We start from the raw sequence: 24,994 nt of genomic DNA, 5'->3' as shown, positions 1-24,994 counted from the left end.
CTATTTGCGGGCAGTAAAACTCTTACCTCAAAATTCAGGTGCCCGTAAACGCCCGATTGGTGAAGGCTAATAATCAGTGGGGGAGGAACAAAACCCCCACTGATTAAAGTTTCACTTTATAATTCTTTTATCATTACGACGTGTGGGATATTTGCTTCCATAAACACATCAGAAGCCGTCACGTATCCTAGCTTTTTATAGAAAAATTCAGCATGTGTTTGAGCATGGAGTTTCAATTTCGGTAGAGACTCTTCCTTCGCATACGCTTCAAGTGCATCCATAATGATTTTACCAATGCCTTTTTTACGATGTGAAGCTAGTACGCAAATGCGCTCCATTTTTCCTATTCCATCAACGATGCGGAAGCGACCAGCACCAACTGGAACATCATTATCATATATAACAACGTGTGTTGAAATCTTTTCAAACTCATCATACTCTTCTTCTGCAGAAACCTGTTGTTCATTTACAAATACTTGCTTACGTACAGAGAATGCATCACTTAGTTGTTCGTCCGTTTGTACGATTTGTGCGTGCAAATTAGTTGTTCTCCTTTCCGAGGTGGAATGTTTCATGTACAGTCCACGTTCCATTTTCTAATTGGTATAGAAGGTGGAAACGATCGATTGGTTGCTCATAATAGAAATCTTTCATACGTAATCGACCTAATACATCAGCGTGCTCTGCGTCTGATAAGTCTTGACCGATTGTTAAATGAGGTACGAAAGAGTACTCGCGCTCTTGTGTAAAGAAACCATTATGCATTTCTTCATTTAAGAAAGTAAGTTCAGGTGTTTTTTCTACTTTAAAATAAAGAACATTATTAACAGGTGCGAATGAACCGACTTTTCCAACATGAAGGGTGAAGGGGTTCGTTTTACTTGCGATTGTATGTAACTCGTTTACAATCGATTCTAGTTGATCATCTTGCGTCTCAAAGGGTGTTTTCAATGTAACATGTGGCGGAACTAATGCGTAGTGCGGATCATAACGTTTACGCAATCCGTTCGCTTTATCTTGAATCATTTTTGATGGGAAAATTACAATTCCTAATTTCATGTTCCAATTCCTCCCTTTGCAAGTCTAGTTAGATTTTGAGAATAAATCTCTTTATCTATTATATCAAATTATTCTGAATACCGCTCTCTATTATTTCATTGATAGAATATGAGAAAATGCTTTTGGTAAATCTGCTTGCCAATATTTCCATGTGTGATTCCCTTCAAACTCTTCATAATGCGTGATGAAATTTCTATCTGTAAGTAGTTTATTTAACTCGCGATTTGGTTCTACGAAATCAGATACTTGTCCGTCTGTACGCTTGACAGCTGTTTCTTCGGTCCCAATTACGTGATAAAGATCTAGCGCCCCCGGATTTTTGAAATCTTTTGCTAAGTTCATGACTGTTTCATCAACAAATGGTGATTGCATAACGACCTTACCAAATGTATGCGGATACATAATTGCGGTCATGAAGGAAACTGTACCGCCGAGAGAATCTCCAATTAAAACGCGTCCTTTACCCATTTGATATGTTGGATAATTTGCATCAATATATGGAGCAAGCTCATGAGCAAGGAAACGAATGTAAGCAGCATTCTTTACATCATTTGGGAAATATTTTTCCTTACGATCGTGTACATTTTTATATGGAATACCGACAATAATTGTGCGGTCGATTTCTTCAGTTTCACGAAGACGCTCAATTACACGGTGCGCTTTACCAAGCTGAAAATAATCTCTACCATCTTGTGCAATAACAACCGTATGCTTATGGAGAGGTGTGTAATTTACTGGTAAATAAACAAGAAGTGTAAGCTCCTCTTGAAGTGATGTACTAAAAAATGAAATTTCTTCAATTCTCCCTATTGTTTGATTCATGTATATCCCCCTAAATAAAAATTTACTGTAATGATTGTAAGAGCAACGCTTGTAGTGAAAAGGAAAGAAATAATCACTAATAGGTGCCTTAATTTCTATTTTACCATAATGGTACGAAGAATCTAAAAAATTAGTATTTAAGTTGTGAAAGAAAACGGATATAATGAAGTGGGATTTTTTACAGGTGAGAGGGGAGACAGGATTTGAAACAAGAAAGATCAATCGCACTACCACTAGCAATTTCCATTATAGCAATTTCATTCGCAGCTGTTTTTGCAAAGATGTCCTCAGCACCATCTTCCGTTTTAAGTATGTATCGATTATGGATTATCGTACTTATTATGCTGCCGATCGTTTGGAAAAAACGGGAAGAGTTTAGTAGGATTCAAATAAAAGATTGGGGATTTTTAATTGGATCTGGTTTCTTTTTAGCTCTTCATTTTCTTTTATGGTTTGAATCCTTAAAGCATACGACAGTTGCTAGTTCGACGATTATTTTAGCACTTCAACCGATCGTATCTTTAGTGGGAGGTTTTTTCTTATTTAAAGAAAGAACAACCTATTCAGCAATTGCGACGATGGGAATTGCGATACTAGGCGTAATGTGTATTGGCTGGGGGGATTTAGGGCTAAGTGAGCAAGCAATTTATGGGGATATATTATCCTTTTTAAGTGTAATAGCAGTTGTCGGTTATTTATTTATCGGACAAACGACAGTAAAGAAAGTATCTCATTGGATTTATAGTTTCACTGTATTTGCCTTCGCTGGTATATTTATAGCGATTTATAACGTTATACTTCAAGTGCCATTTACAGGCTATACGAAGTGGGATTGGAGTATTTTTCTTTTACTTGCGATTGTACCGACAGTGTCACACGTCATTAATAATTGGTTATTAAATTACGTAAATGCAACAACGATTTCAATGAGCATTTTAGGAGAACCAGTTGGGGCATCTATACTAGCGTTCTTCTTACTTGGAGAAAAATTAAATGCAATGCAAATTATCGGTAGCATGCTCGTATTGTTTGGTGTATCTGTTTTCTTACTACAGCAACAAAAGCGAACAGCAAAAAATGTGGTGAACGAGCCGGTGTATACACAGGAATTATAACGAGCCCATTCTAATATACGAAAAGAGAAGTTATTGGTAACTTCTCTTTTTTTGTTCTATGCAGAAAATAAAACAAATTAATAGGGGGGAATTCCCGCCATATAGCATGAAAAAAGATAATATATAGTGGAGTTACATCATACGTTTCTCATACAAATATAGAAGGGGAAGGAGAGACCAAATGAAAGAGATTTTAATGAAATACATGACAAATCTTACAACATTAAGTGAAGAGCAGCAGCGCATGATCGTGGAAGAATTACAAATTGAAGAGTATAAAAAAGGAACAGTGCTCTTAAGACAAGGAGATGTTCCGTCTAAATGTTATTTTGTATTAAAAGGATGCGTGAGGCAACATTGTATAGATGAATCTGGAAAAGAAGTTACAGCAAATTTTTATACAGAAGAACAAGCAATCGCGAATTTCAATCATCATAAACAAGATAAATTATCCCCACATACGTTAACGTGCCTAGAAGATTGTCTAGTTGTAGTTGGCGATCTGTATAGTGAAAAGGACATGTATAAGAAATATTCACAGTTAGAAGAAATGACGCGCCAAATGATTGAATACAATTTTGGTGAAGTACAAGAAGAACTTACATTATTTATTACATCGACACCAGAAGAGCGCTACAAATCATTATTACAAAAACGACCGCATTTAATCGATCGTGTTCCTCAATATCAATTGGCAAGTTATCTAGGTATTACGCCAGAATCATTAAGCAGAATTAAGAAACGACTCAAACAGTAGAGTTTTTTCCACCTCTAAGCAATAGCCATATACTAAATCCTAGTTCACCTGTGATCATCGGTAGTTGAAAGACAACGTTAAGAATGGAAATAATCGCATCATATTGTGAAAACATCGTATTCATTACGTTAATGATGATATAGCCGATTGCAGCAATGAGCAGTAATATATTAATAGTCTTCGGTATGTTTTTAGATTGAAAGGTTACGTATCCTAAGGTGAGAAGATGTAAGCCGAAAATGATTAATCCTACAGACCAAATGTATTCAAAAGCTTCTAGAAATAACATTGTATATGCTTCTGAATTAGCAACTGTGCTTTTTGAAAGAAGTAATACAAATGTTAAATTGAATATAGCAATACCAAGTATAGCTGTATACATAAGACGAAGACAGGTAGCTAGCAATGAGAGGCTAGTATGGATAGGTTTTAGAAAGAAATAAAGAGCCCACGAGGCGATAATATCCGTAATAAAAATGATAATCCATCCGAAAATTTCTGCTTTGAAAAGTGAACTTGAAGTTTGAATATTATGGAGTGTCGTGCTCGCATTACTTGGTACAACGAGATTTCCGTGAACAAAACCGTAAGAAAAAAATGCAGTGAATGCCATGATAAGAAGAGAAGTGCCTGCAAATAAGGCAAAATTTCGCTCAGTCATAATACGTCCTCCTATTCTAATGTTGTTTTCATTGTAATAGGGAAGAGGAGGAGATTCATTGACTTAAATCAAGGGAGAGGAAGTTTAGTGGAATTTCCATCAAAAAAAGATGTATGGTTATATCCGATTTTTTTCGTTGTCATTGGAGCGTGTTTTGCTCCCATATTTGCAGGGAGAGAATATTTTCTCTTATTTTTTACAATTCCGTTGGCTATACTGTTTAGTTGGAGTTGGTTTTTAACAAAATATATCGTTAAGGAAGAAATAATTATAATTACATCAGGTCCCGTTAAAAAACGTATATTTATACGAGACATAAAACGAATTTCCAATACAAAAAATCCAATCGCAGCTCATGCACTATCATTCGATCGATTAGAAATTGTTTACGGATCATATGAAACAGAACTTATTTCTCCAAGAAATAAAGAAGAATTTATTTTGTTGTTAAAAAGAAAAAATCCTGGGATTGAAATAAAGTAAGAGAGTGGATTCATATCTACTCTCTTTATGTCACTTTGGATTTGTCATATAAGGTTGCACGTGAACGACACATAAGTCACGAAATTTTCCTTCAGCAGTTGTGACAATTACGACTGCTCTTCCTGCACTTTTTCCAGTAATCGTTACCGTATCACCTTTTGGGTATATTGTGATGACATCAGAATTCATATTTGTCCAAATAAGTTCTTTATTCGTTGCTTGCATTGGCAAAACGGAAGCTGATAACTCAGTACTTTGTCCAGTTTTTATCTTTAACTTATTTTTTTGCATATGAACACCGATAACTGAAATAACAGAAGGAGCAATTGAAATTTTAGGTGGATTTGGTTGTATGTTTAAACGAGAAGCAGAAGTGTTTGTGATAGGTGAAAATTTTCTTATATGTTGTTGCTGTAAAGATGCTAACATTGTGGAGTCCCCTTTCTGTATAGGTGTCGATACTAATAATATAAAGGAAGAATGTTATAGTAAATTTAACGAAACATAAAGAATTTGTTAAATTTGAGAAGAAGATTGTCGAACTGTAATAAAAAGAAAGCTCTGCTGTTATCGTAACAGCAGAGCTTTCTTTTTATAGATTATGAATATGTTGTTTTTCAAAATGCTCAAAATGCTCTTCAACTTCTTTTGAAGGTTTAGTTAGTAAACTAACAATTATGATCACTATTAAACTAATAGCGAAACCAGGAATCATTTCATATAAGAAATCTTTTAAGAACTTAAACTGTGTCCAAATAATTACTGTAGCGGCACCTGAAACCATACCAGCAAGTGCGCCCCATTTCGTCATACGTTTCCAATATAAGCTTAATAAAATAGCAGGTCCAAATGAAGAACCAAATCCAGCCCAAGCATATCCCACAAGAGCTAAAATCGTATCATTTTGTTTAAACGCTAATGCGCACCCGACTAAGGCGATAACAAGTACAGCCATACGACCGACAAATACAAGCTCTTTATCAGAAGCAGAACGTTTAAAGAATGTACGATATAAATCTTCTGTTATAGCACTAGAAGTAACGAGAAGCTGAGAAGAAATTGTACTCATAATAGCTGCTAAAATCGCTGCTAATAAAAATCCAGTAATAAGTGGATGGAATAAAATTTTTCCAAGTTCAAGGAAAATTGTCTCTGGATTAGATAATGTCAACCCTTGTTGTGAATAGTAAGCAATACCGATAAGACCAGTAAACATAGCTCCGACAACAGAGAAAATCATCCAGCTCATACCAATTCTTCGTGCGCTTTTAATTTCTTTTACAGACGAAATTGCCATAAAGCGTACGATAATATGAGGTTGTCCAACATAACCAAGGCCCCATGCGAATAAAGAAATCATTCCTAAAGTAGAGGCACCTTTAAAAATATCTAAACGTGTTGGATCTACAAATCGAATTGTGTCAAACGCAGGTCCAAGTCCGTTCGAATTCATAATTGTTACAATAGGAACAAGAATAAGAGCGATTACCATAATGATTCCTTGCACGAAGTCTGTCCAACTTACCGCTAAGAAACCACCAAATAATGTGTAAGCCACGACAACTGCTGCGACAATGAATAATCCAACATGATAGTTCATACCAAATGAATTTTCAAATAATACAGCACCTGAAACTAGTCCTGAAGCTACATAGAAAGTAAAGAAAATCATAATAACAAGTCCGGATACTAAGCGTAGCATATGAGATTTGTCGTGGAAACGGTGTTCCAAAAATTCTGGGATAGTAATAGAGTTGTTTGCAATTTCAGAGTAGGTACGTAAGCGAGGAGCAACATAAAGCCAGTTTGCGTATGCGCCTAGTGTTAGGCCGAATGCAATCCAACTACTACTTAATCCAACGCTAAACATTGCACCGGGTAATCCCATTAAAAGCCAACCACTCATATCGGATGCTCCAGCACTTAATGCTGTTACTGCGGGGCCTAGTGTACGCCCGCCAAGCATATAATCTGTTAAGTTGGACGTTCGTTTGTAGGCGAAATAGCCGATTACTAACATCCCGAGCATGTAAATAGAGATAGAAGTTAAAGTTAACATCTGCGTACTCATGTAGTTCCCCTTCCTTTTGTCATGTCTTTTGATGCATTATGCATATTTATAATCTATCATGATTATTCTGAAAAATCCATATACAAATATGAATTTTCAGAAATGTAAGCGTTTTTTGACATCGTTTTACTTTTTTAATATATAAATTTCAGACGAAAAAACCTTAATTTTAATAGAGTATTTATTATATTTACATAAAAACACGTTGTTTTGTCAATATAATATTGAAAGAAGAGAGAAATAATTTTTTAAAAAAAGTATTGACTTGTAAAAAAAGTTAGGTCTATAATGAGTGCAACTTAAAAAAATGCAAGCGTTGATGAAGAAGAGTACATATGATGAACATGTCAGAGAGCTGATGGTTGGTGCGAATCAGTATGGGATTGATGTGGAATGGGCTTCGGAGCTTCCAAACCGAAACGAAAGAAGTAGGCTTTGGCGACATGATCTCATCGATACAAGAGACACGTATTATTTTTTGATACGGCAAAGTGCGTTACATTCGTAACGAATTAAGGTGGCACCACGGGAGTACCCGTCCTTTCTATAGGATGAGTACTCCCTTTTTGTGTACAAAAAATTAAATATGTTAAATCGTTTAAGTAAGAAGAGTACGTATATTGGAGACGTTTCAGAGAGCCGGGGACAGGTGGGAGCCCGGTGCGGTGCCATATACGGAATGGGCTTACGAGAGGTATGCTGAACAATTATTTTCAGTAGGCAACCCGGGTTCCGCCGTTACAAGGATAAGGTATATATTTTGTACCTGAATAAAGCGGGATGCTTTTGCATCCAACCTGAGGTGGTACCACGGTAAATTTATCGTCCTCTACATATTTCGATATGTAGGGGACTTTTTTATTTTTCAGAGTGAGGTGAAAGGCATGATGACAAAAGAGGAATTTATGAAGCAAAAAGAACAAAGAAACACATTTTTAGTAATTGCTGAAGAAGAAGGAGATAGCATTACGCCAATTTCTTTATATAGACGTATGAAGGGAAAGAAAAAGTTTTTATTAGAAAGTTCGCAGCTTCATCAAGATAAAGGGCGCTATTCTTACTTAGGGTGTAATCCTTATGGAGAAGTGAAAAGCGTTGGTATAGAAGTAGAGCGAATGATGTATGGGAAAAAAGAAAAGCTGCAGGGTAACGTACTGCAAATGCTAGAAGAGGTAATCGCACCAGCGCAAGTAGACAGTCCATTTCCGTTTTGCGGGGGAGCAGTTGGATATATTGGCTATGACGTCATTCGGCAGTATGAAAACATTGGAGCAGATTTACACGATCCATTAAATATTCCAGAAGTACACCTTTTACTATATCGTGAGTTTACCGTTTACGATCATTTACGCCAAAAGTTGTCATTTGTATATGTATGCAGGGAAGACGATTCAGCTTCTTATGAAGAAGTATACGAAAGATTGCAAGTATACAAAGAGGAAGTGCTAAAGGGAGAAGAAGCGGAAGTAAATGAAATACAATCAATATTATCATTCACTTCTTCAATAACTGAAAAAGAATTTTGTGAAATGGTAGAAACAGCGAAAGAATACATTCGGGCCGGAGATATTTTCCAAGTTGTATTATCCCAGCGTTTGCAAAGTGAATGTATTGGAGATCCATTTGCATTATACCGGAAACTTCGAATTGCAAATCCATCACCATATATGTTCTATATCGATTTTCAAGATTATGTTGTACTTGGCTCTTCGCCGGAAAGTTTGTTATCAGTAAGAGAGGATAAAGTGATGACAAACCCAATTGCTGGTACGAGGCCGAGAGGGAAAACGAAGCAGGAAGATGAGGAAATCGAAAAAGAACTGTTAGGAAATGAGAAAGAGCGAGCAGAGCATATGATGCTTGTGGACCTAGGACGAAATGATATTGGCAGAGTAAGTGAAATTGGCTCTGTGACGATAGATAAATATATGAAAGTAGAAAAATACTCTCACGTTATGCACATTGTATCTGAAGTTTACGGAACATTGCGAAAACAAACGAGTGGATTTGATGCATTAGCGTATTGTTTACCAGCTGGTACAGTATCAGGTGCTCCGAAAATAAGGGCGATGGAAATTATTAATACGTTAGAGCATGAAAAAAGAAATGTATATGCCGGAGCGGTTGGATATATTTCATTCTCAGGAAACCTTGATATGGCGCTAGCAATTCGAACGATGGTTGTAAAAGACGAGAAAGCGTACGTTCAGGCAGGAGCGGGTATCGTCTACGATTCAGACCCGGTTGCTGAATATGAAGAAACATTAAATAAAGCGAGAGCGCTTTTGGAGGTTATGAAATGATTGTACTTATCGATAATTATGATTCGTTCACATATAACTTGTATCAACTATTAGGCGAGTACGAGAAAGAAATTGTTGTCGTAAGAAATGATCAAATAACAATTGAACAATTAGAGGAGATGAAGCCGAAAGGAATTGTGCTCTCACCAGGACCTGGGAAACCAGAAGATGCTGGAATTTGTATCGATGTTATTCGTCACTTTTATAAGAACGTTCCCATCTTAGGAATTTGCCTTGGCCATCAAGCAATCATATCCGCATTTGGAGGAGAAATTGTTAGAGCAGAGCGCATTAAACACGGAAAAACATCGCGTGTGAAACATAACGGAACGTCAATCTTTTCGTACGTAACGCAGCCGCTAACAGCAATGCGTTACCATTCACTCGTCGCAGTGCAAAATAGTTTGCCGCAGTGTTTTGACATACTTGCGACAGCGATGGATGACGGAGAAATCATGGCAGTTCGTCACAACTATTATCCGCTCTTCGGATTACAGTTTCACCCAGAATCAATTGCAACAGAAGAAGGCGGAAAGTTAATACGTGCCTTTTTAGCAGAAGTGAAAGAGGAGGAGAGAGTATGAACAGTTATCTTCGAAAATTAGTAGAGGGACAACATTTAACAGAAGAAGAAATGTATGAAGCGGGACTTCTTTTATTAAGTGACAACATATTGGAAAGTGAAGTTGCAGCTTTCTTAGTATTGCTGAAAGCGAAAGGCGAAACAGCAGAAGAAATATACGGTCTCGTTCGTGCTCTTCGCGAAAAGGCATTACCGTTTTCAAATCATATAAAAGGCGCGATGGACAATTGCGGAACGGGTGGTGACGGTGCGCAAACATTCAATATTAGTACAACATCGGCATTTGTACTTGCCGGAGCTGGTGTAAAGGTTGCGAAACATGGAAACCGCGCTGTTTCTAGTAAAACAGGAAGTGCTGATTTATTAGAAGAACTCGGTGTAAACATAAGCTGTACGCCGGGTGAGATTGACTATTTATTAGAGAATGTAGGTATTGCCTTCTTATTCGCACCAGCGATGCATCCAGCATTAAGACGCATTATGAAAATAAGAAAAGAATTAAACGTTCCGACGATCTTTAACTTAATTGGACCGTTGACGAATCCGGTTAATTTAGAAACACAATTTGTCGGTATTTATAAGCGAGATATGTTATTGCCAGTAGCGGAAGTATTGCAGAAACTTGGCAGAAAACAAGCGCTCGTCGTAAACGGAAGTGGCTTTTTAGATGAAGCATCATTACAGGGAGAAAATCATGTCGTCGTTTTAAAAGATAATGAAATAGTAGAAATGAGTATTGATCCAGAAAAGTATGGTTTTTCAAGAGTGAAAAATGAAGAAATTAGAGGTGGGAATTCAAAAGAAAATGCAAAGATTACGCTCGGAGTATTAAGCGGAGAAAAGAGTGTCTATCGCGATACTGTTTTATTAAATGCAGGTCTAGCCCTTTTCGCAAATGGAAGAGCAGAAACGATTGAAGAAGGAATTACACTAGCGGCACATAGCATTGACTCTGGAAAAGCATTAGCCAAACTAAACTTATTAATTGCAGCAAGCCATGAAAATTTAGAAAGGGTGAATTAAAATGGGGACGATTTTAGACAAAATTGTAGAGCAAAAGAAAGTAGAAGTTGCGGAGTTATATGAAACATATTCACCAGTGAAAGAAAAAAGGAAAACACACTCACTTGTAAAAGCGTTAGAGCAGTTTACTGTAATAGCAGAGGTAAAGCGAGCGTCTCCATCAAAAGGCGATATTAATTTACACGTTGATGTGCCAAAACAAGTGAAAACATATGAAGAATGCGGTGCTGGAGCAGTTTCGGTTTTAACAGACGGTCAATTTTTTAAAGGGTCGTTTCACGACTTACAAACGGCAAGAGCAGAAAGTAACATTCCGCTTTTATGTAAAGATTTTATAATCGATAAAATCCAAATTGATAGAGCGTATGAAGCAGGAGCAGATCTTATTTTATTAATTGTTGCAGCATTGTCAAAAGAGAAATTAAACGAGCTTTATAACTACGTGCTAGAAAAAGGATTAGAAGCGATTGTTGAAGTTCATGATGAACAGGAATTAGAAATTGCAATCCGATTAAATCCGCACGTTATCGGTATTAACAACCGTAATTTAAAAACATTTGAAGTAGATTTAAGCCAAACTGAAAAGCTCGGAAAACGACTGAATGAGGAAAACCTACTTTGGATTAGTGAAAGCGGCATTCATTCAAAAGAAGATATTATTCGCGTCAAACGAGCTGGTGCAAAAGGTGTATTAGTTGGAGAAGCACTTATGACATCATCTTCTATAAGTAACTTTTTCGAAGACTGTAAGGTGAACATATGAAAGTGAAAATTTGCGGCATCACTGATGTTGAAACAGCAAAACATGCTTGCGAATACGGAGCAGATGCAATTGGATTTGTTTTTGCAGAAAGTAAGCGAAAAATCACCCCAGGGCTAGCGAAAGAAATTATTGGGGAAATTCCAGTCCGCGTTTTCAAGGTAGGTGTTTTCGTAAATGAATCAGTAGAAGTGATCCAGAAAATTGCAGAGGAGTGCGGGTTAACCCATGTGCAATTGCATGGGGATGAAGACAATCATCAAATCAGAAGATTGAATATTCCGTCTATAAAAGCGGTAGGAGTAGCTTTAGAGAAAGATATTGAATGTGCGAAAAAATACGATACGGATTATCTGTTATTTGATAGCCCGAAAGAAAAGTTCCACGGAGGAAACGGAAAGACATTCTCATGGGAGTTACTCGCACATATGCCAAACGAGTTGCGAGAGAAAACGATATTAGCTGGCGGATTAAACATCCTTAATATAGAAGAAGCAATTCGAACCGTTCAGCCATATATGATCGATGTGAGCAGCGGAGTAGAGACAGAAGGAAAGAAAGATATAGAGAAAATAAAACAATTTATTATAAAAGCGAAGGAGTGTTCCAAATGAATTATGCATATCCAGATGAAAAAGGTCATTACGGTATATACGGAGGACGATACGTTCCAGAAACGTTAATGCAATCTGTATTAGAACTAGAAGAAGCATATAAAGAAGCGATGCAAGATGAAGCGTTTCAAAAGGAATTAAATCATTATTTAAAAACGTACGTCGGAAGAGAAACACCGCTTTATTTCGCTGAAAATATGACGAAGTATTGCGGCGGAGCAAAAATCTATTTGAAACGTGAAGATTTGAACCATACGGGAGCTCATAAAATTAACAATACAATCGGTCAGGCACTTCTTGCGGTAAGAATGGGTAAGAAGAAAGTTGTCGCTGAAACAGGAGCAGGACAACACGGAGTTGCAACAGCTACTGTATGTGCACTTTTCGGTTTAGAATGCGTCATCTTCATGGGAGAAGAAGATGTGAGACGACAAAAATTAAACGTGTTTCGAATGGAATTACTCGGAGCAAAAGTAGAAAGCGTTGCGGCAGGTAGCGGCACGTTGAAAGATGCGGTAAACGAGGCGCTTCGTTACTGGGTTTCACATGTACACGATACGCACTACATTATGGGATCAGTTCTCGGGCCACATCCATTCCCGCAAATTGTTCGTGATTTCCAAAGTGTAATTGGGAAAGAAACGAAAAAGCAATACGAAGCGTTAGAAGGAAAATTACCAGAAGCAGTCGTTGCTTGTATTGGCGGTGGTAGTAATGCAATGGGAATGTTTTATCCGTTCGTACACGATGAAGAAGTTGCTCTTTACGGTGTTGAAGCAGCTGGAAAAGGTGTTCACACAGAAAAGCACGCAGCCACTTTAACGAAAGGAAGTGTCGGTGTTTTACACGGATCGATGATGTACCTTCTGCAAAATGAAGAAGGGCAAATTCAAGAAGCGCACTCTATTTCGGCAGGGCTGGATTACCCAGGTGTTGGGCCAGAACATAGCTTGCTAAAAGATATTGGCCGCGTTTCTTATCATTCCATTACAGATGAAGAAGCGTTAGAAGCATTTCAATTATTAACGAAAAAAGAAGGGATTATCCCGGCATTAGAAAGTTCACATGCTGTTGCATACGCTTTAAAACTAGCGCCGCAAATGAAGAAAGACGAAGGACTTGTCATTTGTTTATCCGGCCGCGGTGATAAAGATGTAGAGAGTATAAAACGTTATATGGAAGAGGTGTAAAAAATGGGAGTAGAAAAAATTATAGCAGCGTTTGAAAATGGCAAGAAAGCATTTATTCCGTATGTAATGGGCGGAGATGGTGGACTTGAAAAGTTAAAAGAAAGAATTCGTTTTCTTGATGAAGCAGGAGCAAGCATCGTTGAAATTGGTATCCCATTTTCAGATCCAGTCGCAGACGGTCCAACTATTCAAAGGGCAGGAAAAAGAGCATTAGATAGCGGTGTAACATTGAAAGGTATTTTTCAAGCATTAATAGAGGTGAGGCAAGAAGTTCAAATTCCATTTGTACTTATGACATATTTAAATCCAGTACTCGCATTCGGAAAGGAACGTTTCATTGAGAGCTGTCTTGAAGCAGGGGTGGACGGTATTATCGTTCCAGACTTACCGTATGAAGAACAAGACATTATTGCACCGCTCCTTCGCGTGGCGAATATCGCTTTAATTCCACTCGTTACCGTAACGAGCCCTATTGAACGAATTGAAAAAATTACGAGTGAATCACAAGGATTCGTCTACGCCGTTACAGTAGCGGGCGTAACGGGAGTACGCCAAAACTTTAAAGATGAGATTCGTAGTTACTTAGAAAAAGTAAAAGCACACGTCCACTTACCAGTAGTCGCAGGATTCGGTATTTCAACACGAGAGCAAATTGAAGAAATGATTACAATATGTGACGGCGTTGTCGTTGGAAGTAAAGTCATTGAGCTGTTAGAAAATGAAAAGCGAGAAGAAATTTGTGAGTTAATACATGCAGTAAAAGAAACAGAAGAGGCTTAAGTCTCTTCTGTTTCTTTTGTGTAATAAATGTTAAAATATACAGAAAATACTTATAAATTAAAGGGTGAGAAGGCATGCTAAGACGTAAACTATTATATCTTCTTTTAACTGTACCATTATACGCTTGGCTCATTAGCATGACGAAAATAGAGTTGATGGCTCTATTTCTAGGGTATTTATTCATCTTTTCCAACTTAAACAGGATTCAAGAGCAATCTATTTTCGAAGTATGTATATTTTCGGTTAGTATAGAACTATTTAGTATCGTTTCGATTGTATTATTAAGTGAATTATTCCAATGGATCCATTCATTTGAATTAATAAAACTTGGGAATATTGTATTGCAAGTAATATGTGCTTATATTGTGTTTGTTGTACTAGAAAAAATGATTGGACAGCAGACGGTTTTTCAGGATAAAAGAAAATGGGAGTGATTCAAAAAGGAGCCAAAAGGCTCCTTTTTTGAATCTGTTGTAAAAACAATTGAAAAATATGACATCTGTTATATAATAGTTAAAAATTGTATTTTTAATGAAAAGAGATGATAGCATGGCCATATTGTTGGCACTTATCCCGATTATGATGATTTTCATTTGTTTGTTTTTGTTTAAACAAACGTCATTAAGAGCCTCATTAATCTCTTATGCCGTTTCTGTCGGAATCGTTTTACTCTCGCCAACGTTTCAATTAGGGATAAGTGAAACTGTACACGCAACAATTAAAGGGTGGTTAATTTGTTTTATTGTCGGATACGTTTTATTTTTCGGTATTTTTTTATTTCACCTCATGAACAAAATGGGATACATCGATCAAGTAGCACGATTTCTAGAACAAGTCACGCGCGATCGATTATTGCAAATGCTTCTTATGTGTTTTGGTATTTGTCCACTTATTGAATCAGTGAGTGGATTCGGAATTGGTTTTATGGTCGCAGCGCCAATCTTTCTTTCGTTAGGTTATAAACCGTTTCAAGCTGTGCTACTATCGTTTATCGGTTTACTTGCAAGTTCATGGGGCGCGATGGCAACGGGTACGATTATCGGTTCTCAGCTTATTAACATGCCGCTCACAACTCTTGGTACAAATACAGCATTATTAAGCATCCCGATTTTCGCATACTTTATCATCCTTTCTTTATACGTTGTCGGTGGCTGGCAGGCAGTTATAGAAAAGTGGAAGGAAGGGATAGGATTCTTTCTATTATTTTCTCTCGGAATCTATCTTTCTAACGCATACGTAAGTGTTGAACTAGCAGGGATATTAAGTTCTATCGTTACCATTACATTTGGCTTTCTAATCATTAAATTAAAAGGGAAAAGTGAGCAAAACTTTATAACAGAACATGCTGCGGCTGTAGAGAGAGAAGTATCTATTATAAAGATTATTAGCCCTTATATATTCTTAACAGTTTGTATTTTACTTTCTCGCCTCGTTCCAGCATTACATGATTTTCTTAGGTCATATGCAGTTCTCGATTTAAAATCATACTCTTACAAACTAGAGTTACTATATTCGCCAGGGTTTTGGCTCGCCATGACTTGTTTATTTACAATTATTTTCTTCCGCATTCCATCTAATATTATGAAACAATCACTCTCGCAAACGATAAGACAATGGATTCCATTCGCAATTACAACGACGATGTTCATCGCCATTTCAGAACTAATGGGCGCATCTGGTATGCATTCATTACTCGCAAAAACAGCTGGTGAAACATTTGGGACATTTTTCGTTTTCGTTGCTCCGTTTATTGGGGGAATCGGCGGTTTTTTAACAGGTAGTAACGCAGGATCAAATGCGATGTTTATTAAACTTCAAATGCAAACAGCGCAAAACGTAGCACTCCCGTGGCAATATGTCACAACACTCCAAAACACAGCATCATCAGTAGCGACAATCGCTTGTCCATCACGAATTACACTAGGCGCGTATTTATGTAATATCCCTTATCGTGAAAATGAACTATTAAAGAAAACGACGTTAATGATTTTTGGTGCGGTGTTGCTTGTAGTGGTGGAGGTTATTGTTTGGTATATGTTGAGAAAATAAGAAATCCTCCTGGGAAAGGAGGATTTTCTTTTTATATGGATAATGCCTAAAGTATGAAAAGCTTCTACTAAATGAATAGGAGATGAAAGAGATGCCCTTAAAAAACTACGGTGTATTAAAAGGTACAGTTGTACAATCTAAGATTGGAAAAGGGAAAACACCTCATTATCAAGTTCATTTACAAGGCGAAGCAGAAGTAGATTATCGCATTGCAATTAATGTGAAATCGCAAAGTTATCCGTCAGAAGTTTTATATTTTGCAAGCGAACATATTGATTCAGAAGCTATTCACATTTTACCAACATTACCGTTTGGGTTTACAGAAGTGAAAAACAATGAGCCGAAAGTAGCTTTAGATTATGTAAGAGGTAATTTATTTGATTCAAAGCAAATGATTCCTTTACCTGCTGAAAAATCGGGATCTGATAATGATTTAAATGAGAAAATAGAACGTTATATAAAACGAGCAATAGATGAGAAAGCAATTATTTACGCGTTTGGTGAAAGATGGGGACCAGAAGAAAATACATCCGATTCTTACTTTCATTTTGAACCAGGAAACGGTATACACGATATTCATATGAATCAAGGGAATGTAGAGAAATGGAAAGGTGATAATGGTATATGGCAAGACGGAGGAATACTCATTCACTTTGAAAAGGAAGAAGAATGGATCGGTATTTTTCTTGTCTTTCAGTCACAGTCATGGTGTACCGATGAAGAAGGGCATGCTCGTGTTCCGGTTGAGCATTGTGATTATAAGAGAAATGATTGATGAGAAGAGGGCGTTCACAACGAACGCCCTCTTCTTATTTTATAAAACGCAAAACTCACAAGTGTAGAAATACAAGAGAAAAGAAGCGCCACACTAGAAAACGCAATGAGGTACATATTATATTTCATCACTTTGCCAATTAGCTGGTTACTGTCGTACTGAAATAGTCCTGCTATTATATTGAATAAAAATAACACGATAAACATGACGATCACACCGTCTATTGATCCTTTAATGTCTGGTTTACTTAAAGCGATATGTGCGGAAATACAAATAGCGATAAATAAAAATAACCAAAAAGAAGGGGTCAATAAATTGCTCATTGTAAACAAGCTTTTTAATAAAAAGAATGTTGATAAAAACATGTTTTGGATCATGTCTAAGTTAATAGAAGTCGATGCAATCGTTGTTTCGAGAGTCGTATTAAATAAAGAATATGACTCTGGTACGAAATAGCGCATTAAAAGTATTAAGGCAGTAATACCAGAAATAATAGGGCCGATGCCGATAAAGAAATTCCCGATTCGTTGGTATATACTTTTTTGATTGTATTGATGTTGTACGTAACCTAGAGCTCCTTGACTTGTATCTGTCGGGAAGAACTGCGTTGCTACAATTTTATGACGAAATAATAGACACATAATTGCATGTCCAAGCTCATGAACGGGAACACCAATCCACGCGGTTAAAAGAAAACCTTTCCTACCAAAAGCTCTCGACCAATACGTTCGTGTGAGAGATTCTAAATAACCTAATATAAATCCAATTACAATGATGACACCAATTAAAGAAAATAATTGGATCACGCTTGTAAGGAGTGTTTGAAAAATCGAGTTTACAAAATCCACTGTCTTCATCCAATCTGTTAAAAATGTTATTTGCTCTGTTTCATAATAACATTATTTTTCTATATTACTAGCACACATAGTTTCGTTTAAAAGAAGGATTTCATATTCTTTTTCTTGTAGTCATGTTTTATGTACAAAGTCATATATTGAATTTGTAACACCCTATAAGGTATATGCTTAAGGAGGGATGAGAGAATGAAATGTCCGGCATGTAATACTGAAAATGCAGCGGAAGCAAGGTTTTGCGGAAATTGTGGACATTCGTTAACGGAAGAAGTGGTAGCGAGTGGTGGCCAGGAAGAAGGGCAGCTATCGCGCCCGGCACGAGTAAAGGATACTCGTCCGAATGAAACGGTAGAGCAAGTGAAACAATTTGCAAGTGGCTATTTTCAGTTCTTTAAAAATGCTTTTAAATCACCATCGGCCATTATGGAAAGTGGAAATATTGAAGTGCGAAATGGAATTGTAAGTCTTGTGCTTATTTGCTTTTTAGGAGCATGTATTTTTTATAGAATGATGAGCGCAGCGGCGACTGTTACGAGGACATTAGTGCCAGATATAGCTACTCCTACTTTCTTTGGAGAATCTGTAATGGTCTTTTTCTTTTTATTAATTTTAACTTTATTTGTCGGATTTATTATTTTTGTAAGTGGTAAGATGATGAAATCATCTTTTTCTTTTCTTGAAGCATTCGGTATATGGGGGACGATAGCGACGCCAGCTATTGCTATACTAGTTCTTTCTTTTCTATTTAGTTTCCTATTGATCTTTTTTTTACCAATCTTATTAGGGCTGGCTACAACGTATATGGGAATTAGTATAATTGTAGCTATATTAAAACTAGACAACGGCGGAGTAGATCCTGTTTACACACTTATTATCGCAAATGTTTTAATCGGAATTGCAACGTTTATCGTGTTTTGGTCTTACATTAAAACGATAATCCAAACCTTTATCGGGGGATTAACAGGCTTCTAACGAAAAGGTGGTTGAATGGATGAATGTATGTACAAAATGCGGAGCTCAGTATGAAGATGGAGTGCAATTTTGCCAAAAATGCGGGATGAAGAGGGAAAGTCTTGTAGTAAAGAAGAAAATGAGCGGCGGTACAAAAGTTGGCATTACACTCTTAACATTACTTGTTATAGTAATTGTTGGATTGTATTCGTATGGATCATCGTATTATAAGCAGACGGCACAAGTAGACCGAATGATTACTATTTTACAAGAGAGGGACGGGGAGAAATTAGCTGAGATTGTCACGACAGATGATCCAGCCGTTATTGTAACGAGAGAGAGTTTAACGCCTCTATTTTCATATATAAAAGAAAATCCATCTTACGTGAATGAATTGAAAGAATATTTGAGGCAAGGTGAAAAACAAGGGGATGGAATAGAAAGAGCAGATTTTTCTTTAACGAAAGATAGGAAACATTTCTTTTTATTTGATCGGTATAAATTGAAAGCGAAGACGTATTATACGACTCTGCTTACAAATGAAAAAGGTACATCTTTAAAATTGAACGGAAAAGAAATTGATAAGACAAATGACAAAAAGTTTGAGAAGCAATATGGACCGTTTCTTCCTGGAACTCAAGTATTTCAATCTGAATATAAAAATGACTATGTAAAACTATCACGTGAGGAAAAGGTTGTACTTATGAAACAAAGTCAAAATAATGTAACGGTAGATTTAACGTTGCAAGGGCAATATATTACAGTTCAAACGAATGAATCTGGTGCGACATTATACGTGAATCAAAAGCCAGTTACTGCGTTGACTGGAGAAGAAATTACGTGGGGACCGATAGCGACTGATGGAAGTGCGGCGATTTATTTAGAACGAAATGGAGAAAACGGAAGGGAAATGACAAAGGTAGAAACGGTAACGGCACTTTCGGCTTATAATCTTCCATTTCAAAAGAAAAGTGTAGAAAAAACAGTTGTTTACAATGTTACTCCACCGCCTACGACTCATTATGTATATAATGGTTTCATCTTCCCTGATAGTGATATTCGAAAATTAACGAGTACGGACTTAACATATTTATCGAAAGAACAATTGAAAATAGCAAGAAATGAAATATACGCAAGACATGGACATATGTTTCAAACGAAAGATATGCAAGCGTATTTTTCAAAACAGTCTTGGTATAGAGAAAATCCGTATTTTACAGGAAAGCTAACAGATATTGAAACTTATAATGTTGAATTGATCAAATCAAGAGAATAAACACGTGAAAAAGGTACAGTGCATAGCTGTACCTTTTCTATGGTTATTTAGCTGGACCAGGATCCCTTGAGAAAAAGATATGAAAGAGGAATGTGACTTTGCTTGCTCCTCCTGATGTACTTGCTTGCACATCAGATAATGCACTAGATGTTAAAACACCTTCAGAACGAGGGGGTACGACTATTTTGAGAGTATCATCTTTTTCTGATGATGCAGTAACTGTTATTGTATCATCAGATAAGTTCAAAATTTTAACAGTACCGATTGGTAAGATGGACTTGCCAGCGTGTGATGCTGAAGCAAAGCGAGAGCCTTTCCAAATCGTTTGTGCGAAAGTCTCATCATTAGATAACCAAGCACGAGCGCTGTATAATGTTGCGTTAATAGAAAATTCTTGATCAAGTGGCATGGCGGCTTTTGGTTCTTGCGGTTCCTCTGGAGTTTGAGCGAGAAGGCCGGCGCACATGTATGTTTCACCTACTTTCAATAGTTGCTGTTATAGCATATTAAATATGTTGTTTATAAGACACGACGGATACCTATTCATGCATAGGTTTGTGCACCAAATTTGTAGATAGAATTCTATTTCTTTACAATGGAAGTAGGTGTTATTTCTATAAAATATGGAAATCGTAAAGAGTATGTAAAAAAGAAGGAGTGGTAAAGTGAACTATGTCATTATTGGCGGAGATGCAGCGGGTATGAGTGCAGCAATGCAAATTGTTAGAAACGATGAAACGGCAAATGTTGTAACGTTAGAAAAAGGTGAAATCTATTCATACGCTCAGTGCGGATTACCGTATGTGATTAGTGGTGTTATTGCTTCTACTGAAAAGTTAATTGCACGCGATGTAAAGACGTTTCGTGATAAATATGGAATTGATGCCAAAGTACGTCATGAAGTAACGAAAGTAGATACGGAAAAGAAAATGGTGTACGCAGAGCATACGGAGACGAAAGATGTTTTTGAATTTCCGTATGACCGTTTATTAATTGCGACTGGAGTGCGTCCTGTTATGCCAGAATGGGAAGGGCGAGATTTGCAAGGCGTTCATCTTTTAAAAACAATTCCGGATGCTGAGCGCATATTAAAAACGCTAGAAACGAATAAAGTTGAGGCTGTAACTATTATTGGCGGCGGTGCAATTGGTCTAGAGATGGCAGAAACATTTGTAGAACTAGGAAAGAAAGTAAGAATGATTGAGCGAAACAATCATATTGGCACAATTTATGATGCCGATATGGCGGAATATATACATAAAGAAGCAGATAAACATAATATTGAAATTTTAACAAATGAAAATGTAAAAGCGTTTAAAGGAAAAGAGAGAGTGGAACAAATTGAAACAGATAAAGGTACGTATAAAACAGATCTCGTTTTAGTATCTGTCGGTGTACAGTCAAATACTGATTTTCTTGAAGGGACAAATATACGTAAAACTCATAAAGGTGCAGTTGAAGTAAATGCTTATATGCAAACGAATGTGAAAGACGTATACGCTGCTGGTGATTGTGCAACGCATTACCATGTTATAAAGGAAATGCATGATCATATCCCGCTTGGAACGACTGCGAATAAACAAGGGCGACTTGCCGGACTCAATATGGTTGATAAACGAAGGGCATTTAAAGGTACGTTAGGTACGGGCATTATTAAATTTATGGATCTGACGCTCGCAAGAACAGGCTTAAATGAAAAAGAAGCGAAAGGGCTAAACATCCCGTATAAGACGGTCAAAGTAGATTCAACAAATATGGCGGGCTATTACCCGAGTGCTTCGCCACTTCACTTGAAATTACTATATCACGCGGATACGAAACAATTGTTAGGCGGACAAGTAATTGGAGAAGAGGGCGTAGATAAACGTATTGATGTTATCGCAATGGCACTTTTCAATAAAATGAGTATTCACGATTTAGAAGATGTCGACTTAAGTTACGCACCACCATATAACAGCGTTTGGGATCCAATTCAACAAGCAGCAAGGAGAGCGGAATAGCACTTTTTTAAGTGTTATTTTTTTTGTGAAAGGGGAATAAATAAAGTTTCACTTTATTTTGAATATACCGTTCGCCCTTGAAAACATAGTACGTATCGCTTATATTGTCATATAGTATTTATTTTTTTATAAAGCAATGAACGAACCAGGGGGCACAGTATGGCAATTAACATGAATACAATCGAAGAATGGATTGCTGAATCAAATGCAAGAAACGAAGAAGACTTAGGAAACGTTGTTGAAGAGATGAAAGAAGTATGTGTCGGACTTGATAACGCGACATTAATTTATACGAAAAACGTATTTTGTTTCGGTAAGAAAGTAGAAGTATTCTTCTTCTTCCAAGATCACGTCGTTATTGGAGAAGAGAAGGAAGAGTATATTGAGATAGAAAAATTAAAGTATGATGATATTACAAATAGTAACTTAAAAACAAATGACAAAAATACAACGTTAGAACTTAAGTTTTCTAACGGGAAAGCTATTAATTTAGATAGTCTAAATGATAACTACGGTACGAAAAACTGGTTATTTGCAAGACAAATTAAGAGTATTTTTAAAGTAATCTAGTAAAAAAGCAGACCTTGAAAGGTCTGCTTTTTTACTTATTTCCTATTAAACAAAGGCACCCTCTTTCTTCGTAACATTTCAGGCTTGTAAATCCCGTCTCATAAAAAAGGTTTACTAATTCTTCGGTCGTCTTAAATTTATCCATATGATATTGGATTTTGAAAGTTTCAGCGACTAGTAAAAAGGATCCATTCGGTTTTAAGACGCGAAATACTTCTTTCATATCATTCTCAACATCAGGCCAAAAGTAGTGGGTTTGAAAAGCGGTAATGAGATCAAAGAAGTCCGGATGATATGGAATAGAGGAGACGCTTGCTTGATGAATAATTACTTTCGCTGCTTTGACATCCTTCATATTTGCTTTCTTTGAGTTTTCAACAGCTTGATTGGAGTAGTCGATCCCGTATATTTTCCCAAGTGGAGTTCGTTTTGAAAGAGTCTGTATGGTTTTACCACCCCCACAACCAATATCTAAAATAACTGCATTTTCACGTATATGTATTTTTTGTAAAGCCCAATTTGTTAGTCTCGTATGCGCAGCATTCATAATGCAAAGCATAGAGGAACCAATTGTCCCGCGAGGATTTTTCGCTTGCTCGATTAATCTTTGTAAAATACTCAATTCAAACTCTCCTTTTATATAAGAATATGTATTTATTTCGCTTTTAATAATTTAACTCCTTTAAAAAAAGCACGCCATTAATCGGCGTGCTTCTAATTATGCAAGGACCCTTTTAGCCAATTTCGTGCTCGATACGCCCCAACCGGAATTTGAATGAGTGAAGTTTCATTTCCAGCATCAATCCCGTACAATTGATCACATGAATTTGTATCAAAACTTAGTAACGGATGCCCACCCATTCCCATCGCAGTCGCTGCAAAAACGAGTTTATGAACGAGCATGCCAGCTTCCATTTGATGAATGCGATATCCTCTATAACCTAATTTATTTTTATAGTAATCTTTATTTCCGATTACATGTAGACAAAGTGGTACTTGAAAAAGGTTTACGTTATCCATCGTCATACTGGATTGCAGAGAATAACGAAGGTCTCCGTACCGAATTGGCTGTATGGAATGTGTACTACTGTTATAAGCGTAAGCGCCGTTTTCTATGTCTTTTACGTTATAAAAACATCCATATAGTGAGACTCGTGCGTTTTCATTTAAATATTTGCCATCAAGGTCGTTGTAATAAGGGAAGGAGAGGCTCGCTTCTTGTAGTAGATTAGTGAGCTCGGCTGCATCCCATTTCGTTAAAATGAAGTCAGAATCAGGTGAATATCGTTTTTTACAAAGTTGTAAAAAATCATATGATAAACGTTCCACTTTAGGTAGCTGCATAGCGTGTGCACTATATTGTTGTCGTTCTTCACAGGTAAATGTTTGGAAGTGTTCTGTTGATTCAATCATAGATGACGCGTTTATTTTTTTTATCATCGGATAGTCATCTACATGTTTTGAACGAACGAAATGCTCATGTGTTAACGGCGGGATTTGTTGCAACAAGTCATGAGAAGTAATGGTTTTATTTTTACGATGATCATCATGAAACCAATCTGTATTCGGTTCTGTACTTAAAGGAATAACAGCATACACACTTTCTTCACCTTCTGACAGTCCAAGTAAATGATTCATTGCCCGGTCTAGAAATTGAAAATATACACCATTTGTATAACCGAATTGTTTTGCGCATTCAAGTAATTGACCGATTAGAACACCACTATCTAATCCTTGCAGACGATACGAAAAGTTATTGTATTTAAAGAAGTTTTTCCAAAACATAGTGGATACAAATGCAGCACCAAAACAAGAATGTATGTTACAACGATTGCCGAGTGCTTCTGTAAGATAAGAATCGAAATTTCCTTCACGAAGTAAGATAAGACGGTGGTGCGCGGCGTCGTAATGGTAAATGCCGTCTGGATAATGATCAATTTTTAAATACATATATAATTCATTTGGATATAAAGCACCCCCAGAAGGGATGAATCTTCGGAATAGAGTCGTTGTTTTATTATTTTCTAGGTTAGTAGTAGGCTGACATAATTGTGTTAAACCAAATGAGTACCAAAGATAATGACCGATTTCCTCTAAGTTAGGTTTAGTAGAAGAATTTCGCAAAGTTAATGGGATTTCTAAAGAGAGAGGGATGACTGGTAAATTTCGATATAATTTATAAGGAAGTGGTGCGTCTTCCCAGTTAATCTCTTTATCGGACGACATAATTTCATTAATAGAAAAATGGAGATGATGTAAAAAAGTATCAGGTTGCATCAAATTTCCCCCTCACTATGA

27 protein-coding genes and 2 other annotated features are annotated in these 24,994 nt (G+C 36.8%); of the genes, 17 read left to right on the top strand and 10 right to left on the bottom strand.

The annotated features are described in order from the left end of the window. Positions 1-116: 116 nt before the first annotated feature. From SB773_RS18230 to SB773_RS18220, 3 genes are all read right to left on the bottom strand, one after another. Positions 117-539, bottom strand: a complete 423-nt coding sequence (locus SB773_RS18230; protein WP_289403382.1) for a GNAT family N-acetyltransferase — start codon at positions 537-539, stop codon at positions 117-119. Between the two features lies 1 nt (position 540). Continuing rightward, positions 541-1,059, bottom strand: coding sequence for a YjcG family protein (locus SB773_RS18225; RefSeq protein WP_113733636.1), 519 nt, complete (start codon positions 1,057-1,059; stop codon positions 541-543). Positions 1,060-1,149: 90 nt separating this feature from the next. Continuing rightward, on the bottom strand, positions 1,150-1,881 hold the full coding sequence (locus SB773_RS18220; RefSeq protein ID WP_289403385.1) for an alpha/beta hydrolase: 732 nt from the start codon (positions 1,879-1,881) through the stop codon (positions 1,150-1,152). Positions 1,882-2,084: 203 nt separating this feature from the next. Here SB773_RS18220 and SB773_RS18215 point away from each other — a divergent pair, with 203 nt between their 5' ends. Beyond that, complete coding sequence (locus SB773_RS18215; protein WP_060751714.1) at positions 2,085-2,996, top strand: DMT family transporter; 912 nt, start codon at positions 2,085-2,087, stop codon at positions 2,994-2,996. 181 nt (positions 2,997-3,177) lie between these two features. Then, positions 3,178-3,753: a Crp/Fnr family transcriptional regulator gene (locus SB773_RS18210; protein ID WP_131246125.1), complete on the top strand. Its 576-nt coding sequence runs from the start codon at positions 3,178-3,180 to the stop codon at positions 3,751-3,753. On the opposite strand, the gene SB773_RS18205 is transcribed toward SB773_RS18210, so the two are convergent. Next, positions 3,743-4,414, bottom strand: a complete 672-nt coding sequence (locus tag SB773_RS18205) for a DUF4386 domain-containing protein (RefSeq protein WP_410591278.1) — start codon at positions 4,412-4,414, stop codon at positions 3,743-3,745. The genes SB773_RS18210 and SB773_RS18205 overlap by 11 nt on opposite strands. Before the next feature lie 87 nt (positions 4,415-4,501). Here SB773_RS18205 and SB773_RS18200 point away from each other — a divergent pair, with 87 nt between their 5' ends. Then, positions 4,502-4,897 (top strand): PH domain-containing protein, encoded by a 396-nt coding sequence (locus tag SB773_RS18200; RefSeq protein ID WP_410591276.1) that lies wholly within the window; start codon positions 4,502-4,504, stop codon positions 4,895-4,897. Between the two features lie 30 nt (positions 4,898-4,927). On the opposite strand, the gene SB773_RS18195 is transcribed toward SB773_RS18200, so the two are convergent. Then, the gene (locus tag SB773_RS18195) at positions 4,928-5,326 is read right to left on the bottom strand and encodes an Ig-like domain-containing protein (RefSeq protein ID WP_410591274.1); all 399 of its coding nucleotides are present in this window, start codon (positions 5,324-5,326) and stop codon (positions 4,928-4,930) included. A 163-nt stretch (positions 5,327-5,489) separates the two neighbouring features. After that, positions 5,490-6,968 (bottom strand): sodium/proline symporter PutP, encoded by a 1,479-nt coding sequence (gene putP / locus SB773_RS18190; RefSeq protein WP_410591272.1) that lies wholly within the window; start codon positions 6,966-6,968, stop codon positions 5,490-5,492. 307 nt (positions 6,969-7,275) lie between these two features. Further along, positions 7,276-7,514: a binding site (T-box leader), on the top strand. 42 nt (positions 7,515-7,556) lie between these two features. Further along, positions 7,557-7,801: a binding site (T-box leader), on the top strand. Positions 7,802-7,852: 51 nt separating this feature from the next. Between putP and trpE the strand changes: the two genes are divergently transcribed. The 10 genes from trpE (at position 7,853) to SB773_RS18140 (ending at position 17,045) form a co-directional block, all read left to right on the top strand. Then, positions 7,853-9,271 carry an anthranilate synthase component I gene (gene trpE, locus SB773_RS18185; RefSeq protein ID WP_002086925.1) on the top strand — a complete coding sequence of 473 codons (1,419 nt, stop codon included), beginning with the start codon at positions 7,853-7,855 and terminating at the stop codon, positions 9,269-9,271. After that, positions 9,268-9,855 carry an anthranilate synthase component II gene (locus SB773_RS18180; RefSeq protein WP_002086924.1) on the top strand — a complete coding sequence of 196 codons (588 nt, stop codon included), beginning with the start codon at positions 9,268-9,270 and terminating at the stop codon, positions 9,853-9,855. The genes trpE and SB773_RS18180 overlap by 4 nt, the downstream gene beginning before the upstream one ends. Further along, a complete protein-coding gene (gene trpD, locus SB773_RS18175; RefSeq protein WP_002086923.1) occupies positions 9,852-10,877 on the top strand; it encodes an anthranilate phosphoribosyltransferase in 1,026 nt (341 codons plus the stop codon). The genes SB773_RS18180 and trpD overlap by 4 nt, the downstream gene beginning before the upstream one ends. A 1-nt stretch (position 10,878) precedes the next feature. Beyond that, the gene (gene trpC / locus SB773_RS18170) at positions 10,879-11,640 is read left to right on the top strand and encodes an indole-3-glycerol phosphate synthase TrpC (RefSeq protein ID WP_002011417.1); all 762 of its coding nucleotides are present in this window, start codon (positions 10,879-10,881) and stop codon (positions 11,638-11,640) included. Further along, the gene (locus tag SB773_RS18165) at positions 11,637-12,251 is read left to right on the top strand and encodes a phosphoribosylanthranilate isomerase (RefSeq protein ID WP_410591269.1); all 615 of its coding nucleotides are present in this window, start codon (positions 11,637-11,639) and stop codon (positions 12,249-12,251) included. Before trpC ends, SB773_RS18165 begins: the two co-directional genes overlap by 4 nt. Next, complete coding sequence (gene trpB / locus SB773_RS18160) at positions 12,248-13,441, top strand: tryptophan synthase subunit beta (RefSeq protein WP_060751889.1); 1,194 nt, start codon at positions 12,248-12,250, stop codon at positions 13,439-13,441. Before SB773_RS18165 ends, trpB begins: the two co-directional genes overlap by 4 nt. A gap of 3 nt (positions 13,442-13,444) precedes the next feature. After that, positions 13,445-14,221, top strand: coding sequence for a tryptophan synthase subunit alpha (gene trpA / locus SB773_RS18155; RefSeq protein ID WP_002011422.1), 777 nt, complete (start codon positions 13,445-13,447; stop codon positions 14,219-14,221). 74 nt (positions 14,222-14,295) lie between these two features. Continuing rightward, a complete protein-coding gene (locus SB773_RS18150; RefSeq protein ID WP_002149751.1) occupies positions 14,296-14,655 on the top strand; it encodes a DUF4029 domain-containing protein in 360 nt (119 codons plus the stop codon). A gap of 115 nt (positions 14,656-14,770) precedes the next feature. After that, the gene (locus tag SB773_RS18145) at positions 14,771-16,270 is read left to right on the top strand and encodes an L-lactate permease (RefSeq protein ID WP_410591266.1); all 1,500 of its coding nucleotides are present in this window, start codon (positions 14,771-14,773) and stop codon (positions 16,268-16,270) included. A gap of 91 nt (positions 16,271-16,361) precedes the next feature. Continuing rightward, positions 16,362-17,045 carry a DUF2278 family protein gene (locus SB773_RS18140; protein WP_410591264.1) on the top strand — a complete coding sequence of 228 codons (684 nt, stop codon included), beginning with the start codon at positions 16,362-16,364 and terminating at the stop codon, positions 17,043-17,045. A 14-nt stretch (positions 17,046-17,059) separates the two neighbouring features. On the opposite strand, the gene SB773_RS18135 is transcribed toward SB773_RS18140, so the two are convergent. Continuing rightward, the gene (locus SB773_RS18135) at positions 17,060-17,893 is read right to left on the bottom strand and encodes a hypothetical protein (RefSeq protein ID WP_410591327.1); all 834 of its coding nucleotides are present in this window, start codon (positions 17,891-17,893) and stop codon (positions 17,060-17,062) included. A 195-nt stretch (positions 17,894-18,088) separates the two neighbouring features. Between SB773_RS18135 and SB773_RS18130 the strand changes: the two genes are divergently transcribed. Together SB773_RS18130 and SB773_RS18125 are read left to right on the top strand one after the other, a co-directional pair. Then, the gene (locus SB773_RS18130; protein ID WP_131246134.1) at positions 18,089-18,871 is read left to right on the top strand and encodes a zinc ribbon domain-containing protein; all 783 of its coding nucleotides are present in this window, start codon (positions 18,089-18,091) and stop codon (positions 18,869-18,871) included. A gap of 19 nt (positions 18,872-18,890) precedes the next feature. Beyond that, positions 18,891-20,126 (top strand): TcaA 3rd/4th domain-containing protein, encoded by a 1,236-nt coding sequence (locus tag SB773_RS18125; RefSeq protein WP_410591262.1) that lies wholly within the window; start codon positions 18,891-18,893, stop codon positions 20,124-20,126. A 43-nt stretch (positions 20,127-20,169) separates the two neighbouring features. Here SB773_RS18125 and SB773_RS18120 read toward each other — a convergent pair whose 3' ends face one another. Further along, on the bottom strand, positions 20,170-20,592 hold the full coding sequence (locus SB773_RS18120) for a hypothetical protein (RefSeq protein WP_044437833.1): 423 nt from the start codon (positions 20,590-20,592) through the stop codon (positions 20,170-20,172). A gap of 199 nt (positions 20,593-20,791) precedes the next feature. Between SB773_RS18120 and SB773_RS18115 the strand changes: the two genes are divergently transcribed. Together SB773_RS18115 and SB773_RS18110 are read left to right on the top strand one after the other, a co-directional pair. After that, entirely contained in the window at positions 20,792-22,126 is a 1,335-nt protein-coding gene (locus SB773_RS18115; protein ID WP_410591260.1) for an FAD-dependent oxidoreductase, read from the top strand. Positions 22,127-22,285: 159 nt separating this feature from the next. Then, positions 22,286-22,696: a DUF3908 family protein gene (locus tag SB773_RS18110; RefSeq protein ID WP_002030461.1), complete on the top strand. Its 411-nt coding sequence runs from the start codon at positions 22,286-22,288 to the stop codon at positions 22,694-22,696. Positions 22,697-22,727: 31 nt separating this feature from the next. On the opposite strand, the gene SB773_RS18105 is transcribed toward SB773_RS18110, so the two are convergent. Then, positions 22,728-23,318 (bottom strand): class I SAM-dependent methyltransferase, encoded by a 591-nt coding sequence (locus SB773_RS18105; protein ID WP_410591257.1) that lies wholly within the window; start codon positions 23,316-23,318, stop codon positions 22,728-22,730. 92 nt (positions 23,319-23,410) lie between these two features. Then, the gene (locus tag SB773_RS18100; RefSeq protein WP_410591255.1) at positions 23,411-24,973 is read right to left on the bottom strand and encodes a SagB family peptide dehydrogenase; all 1,563 of its coding nucleotides are present in this window, start codon (positions 24,971-24,973) and stop codon (positions 23,411-23,413) included. Positions 24,974-24,994 lie beyond the last annotated feature (21 nt).

Source organism: Bacillus sp. SIMBA_074 (assembly GCF_046534555.1).
In the GTDB taxonomy this organism is placed as follows: domain Bacteria; phylum Bacillota; class Bacilli; order Bacillales; family Bacillaceae_G; genus Bacillus_A; species Bacillus_A mycoides.
The sequence above is the reverse complement of the archived record's forward strand: the minus strand, read 5'-3'. Positions and strand labels throughout refer to the sequence as shown.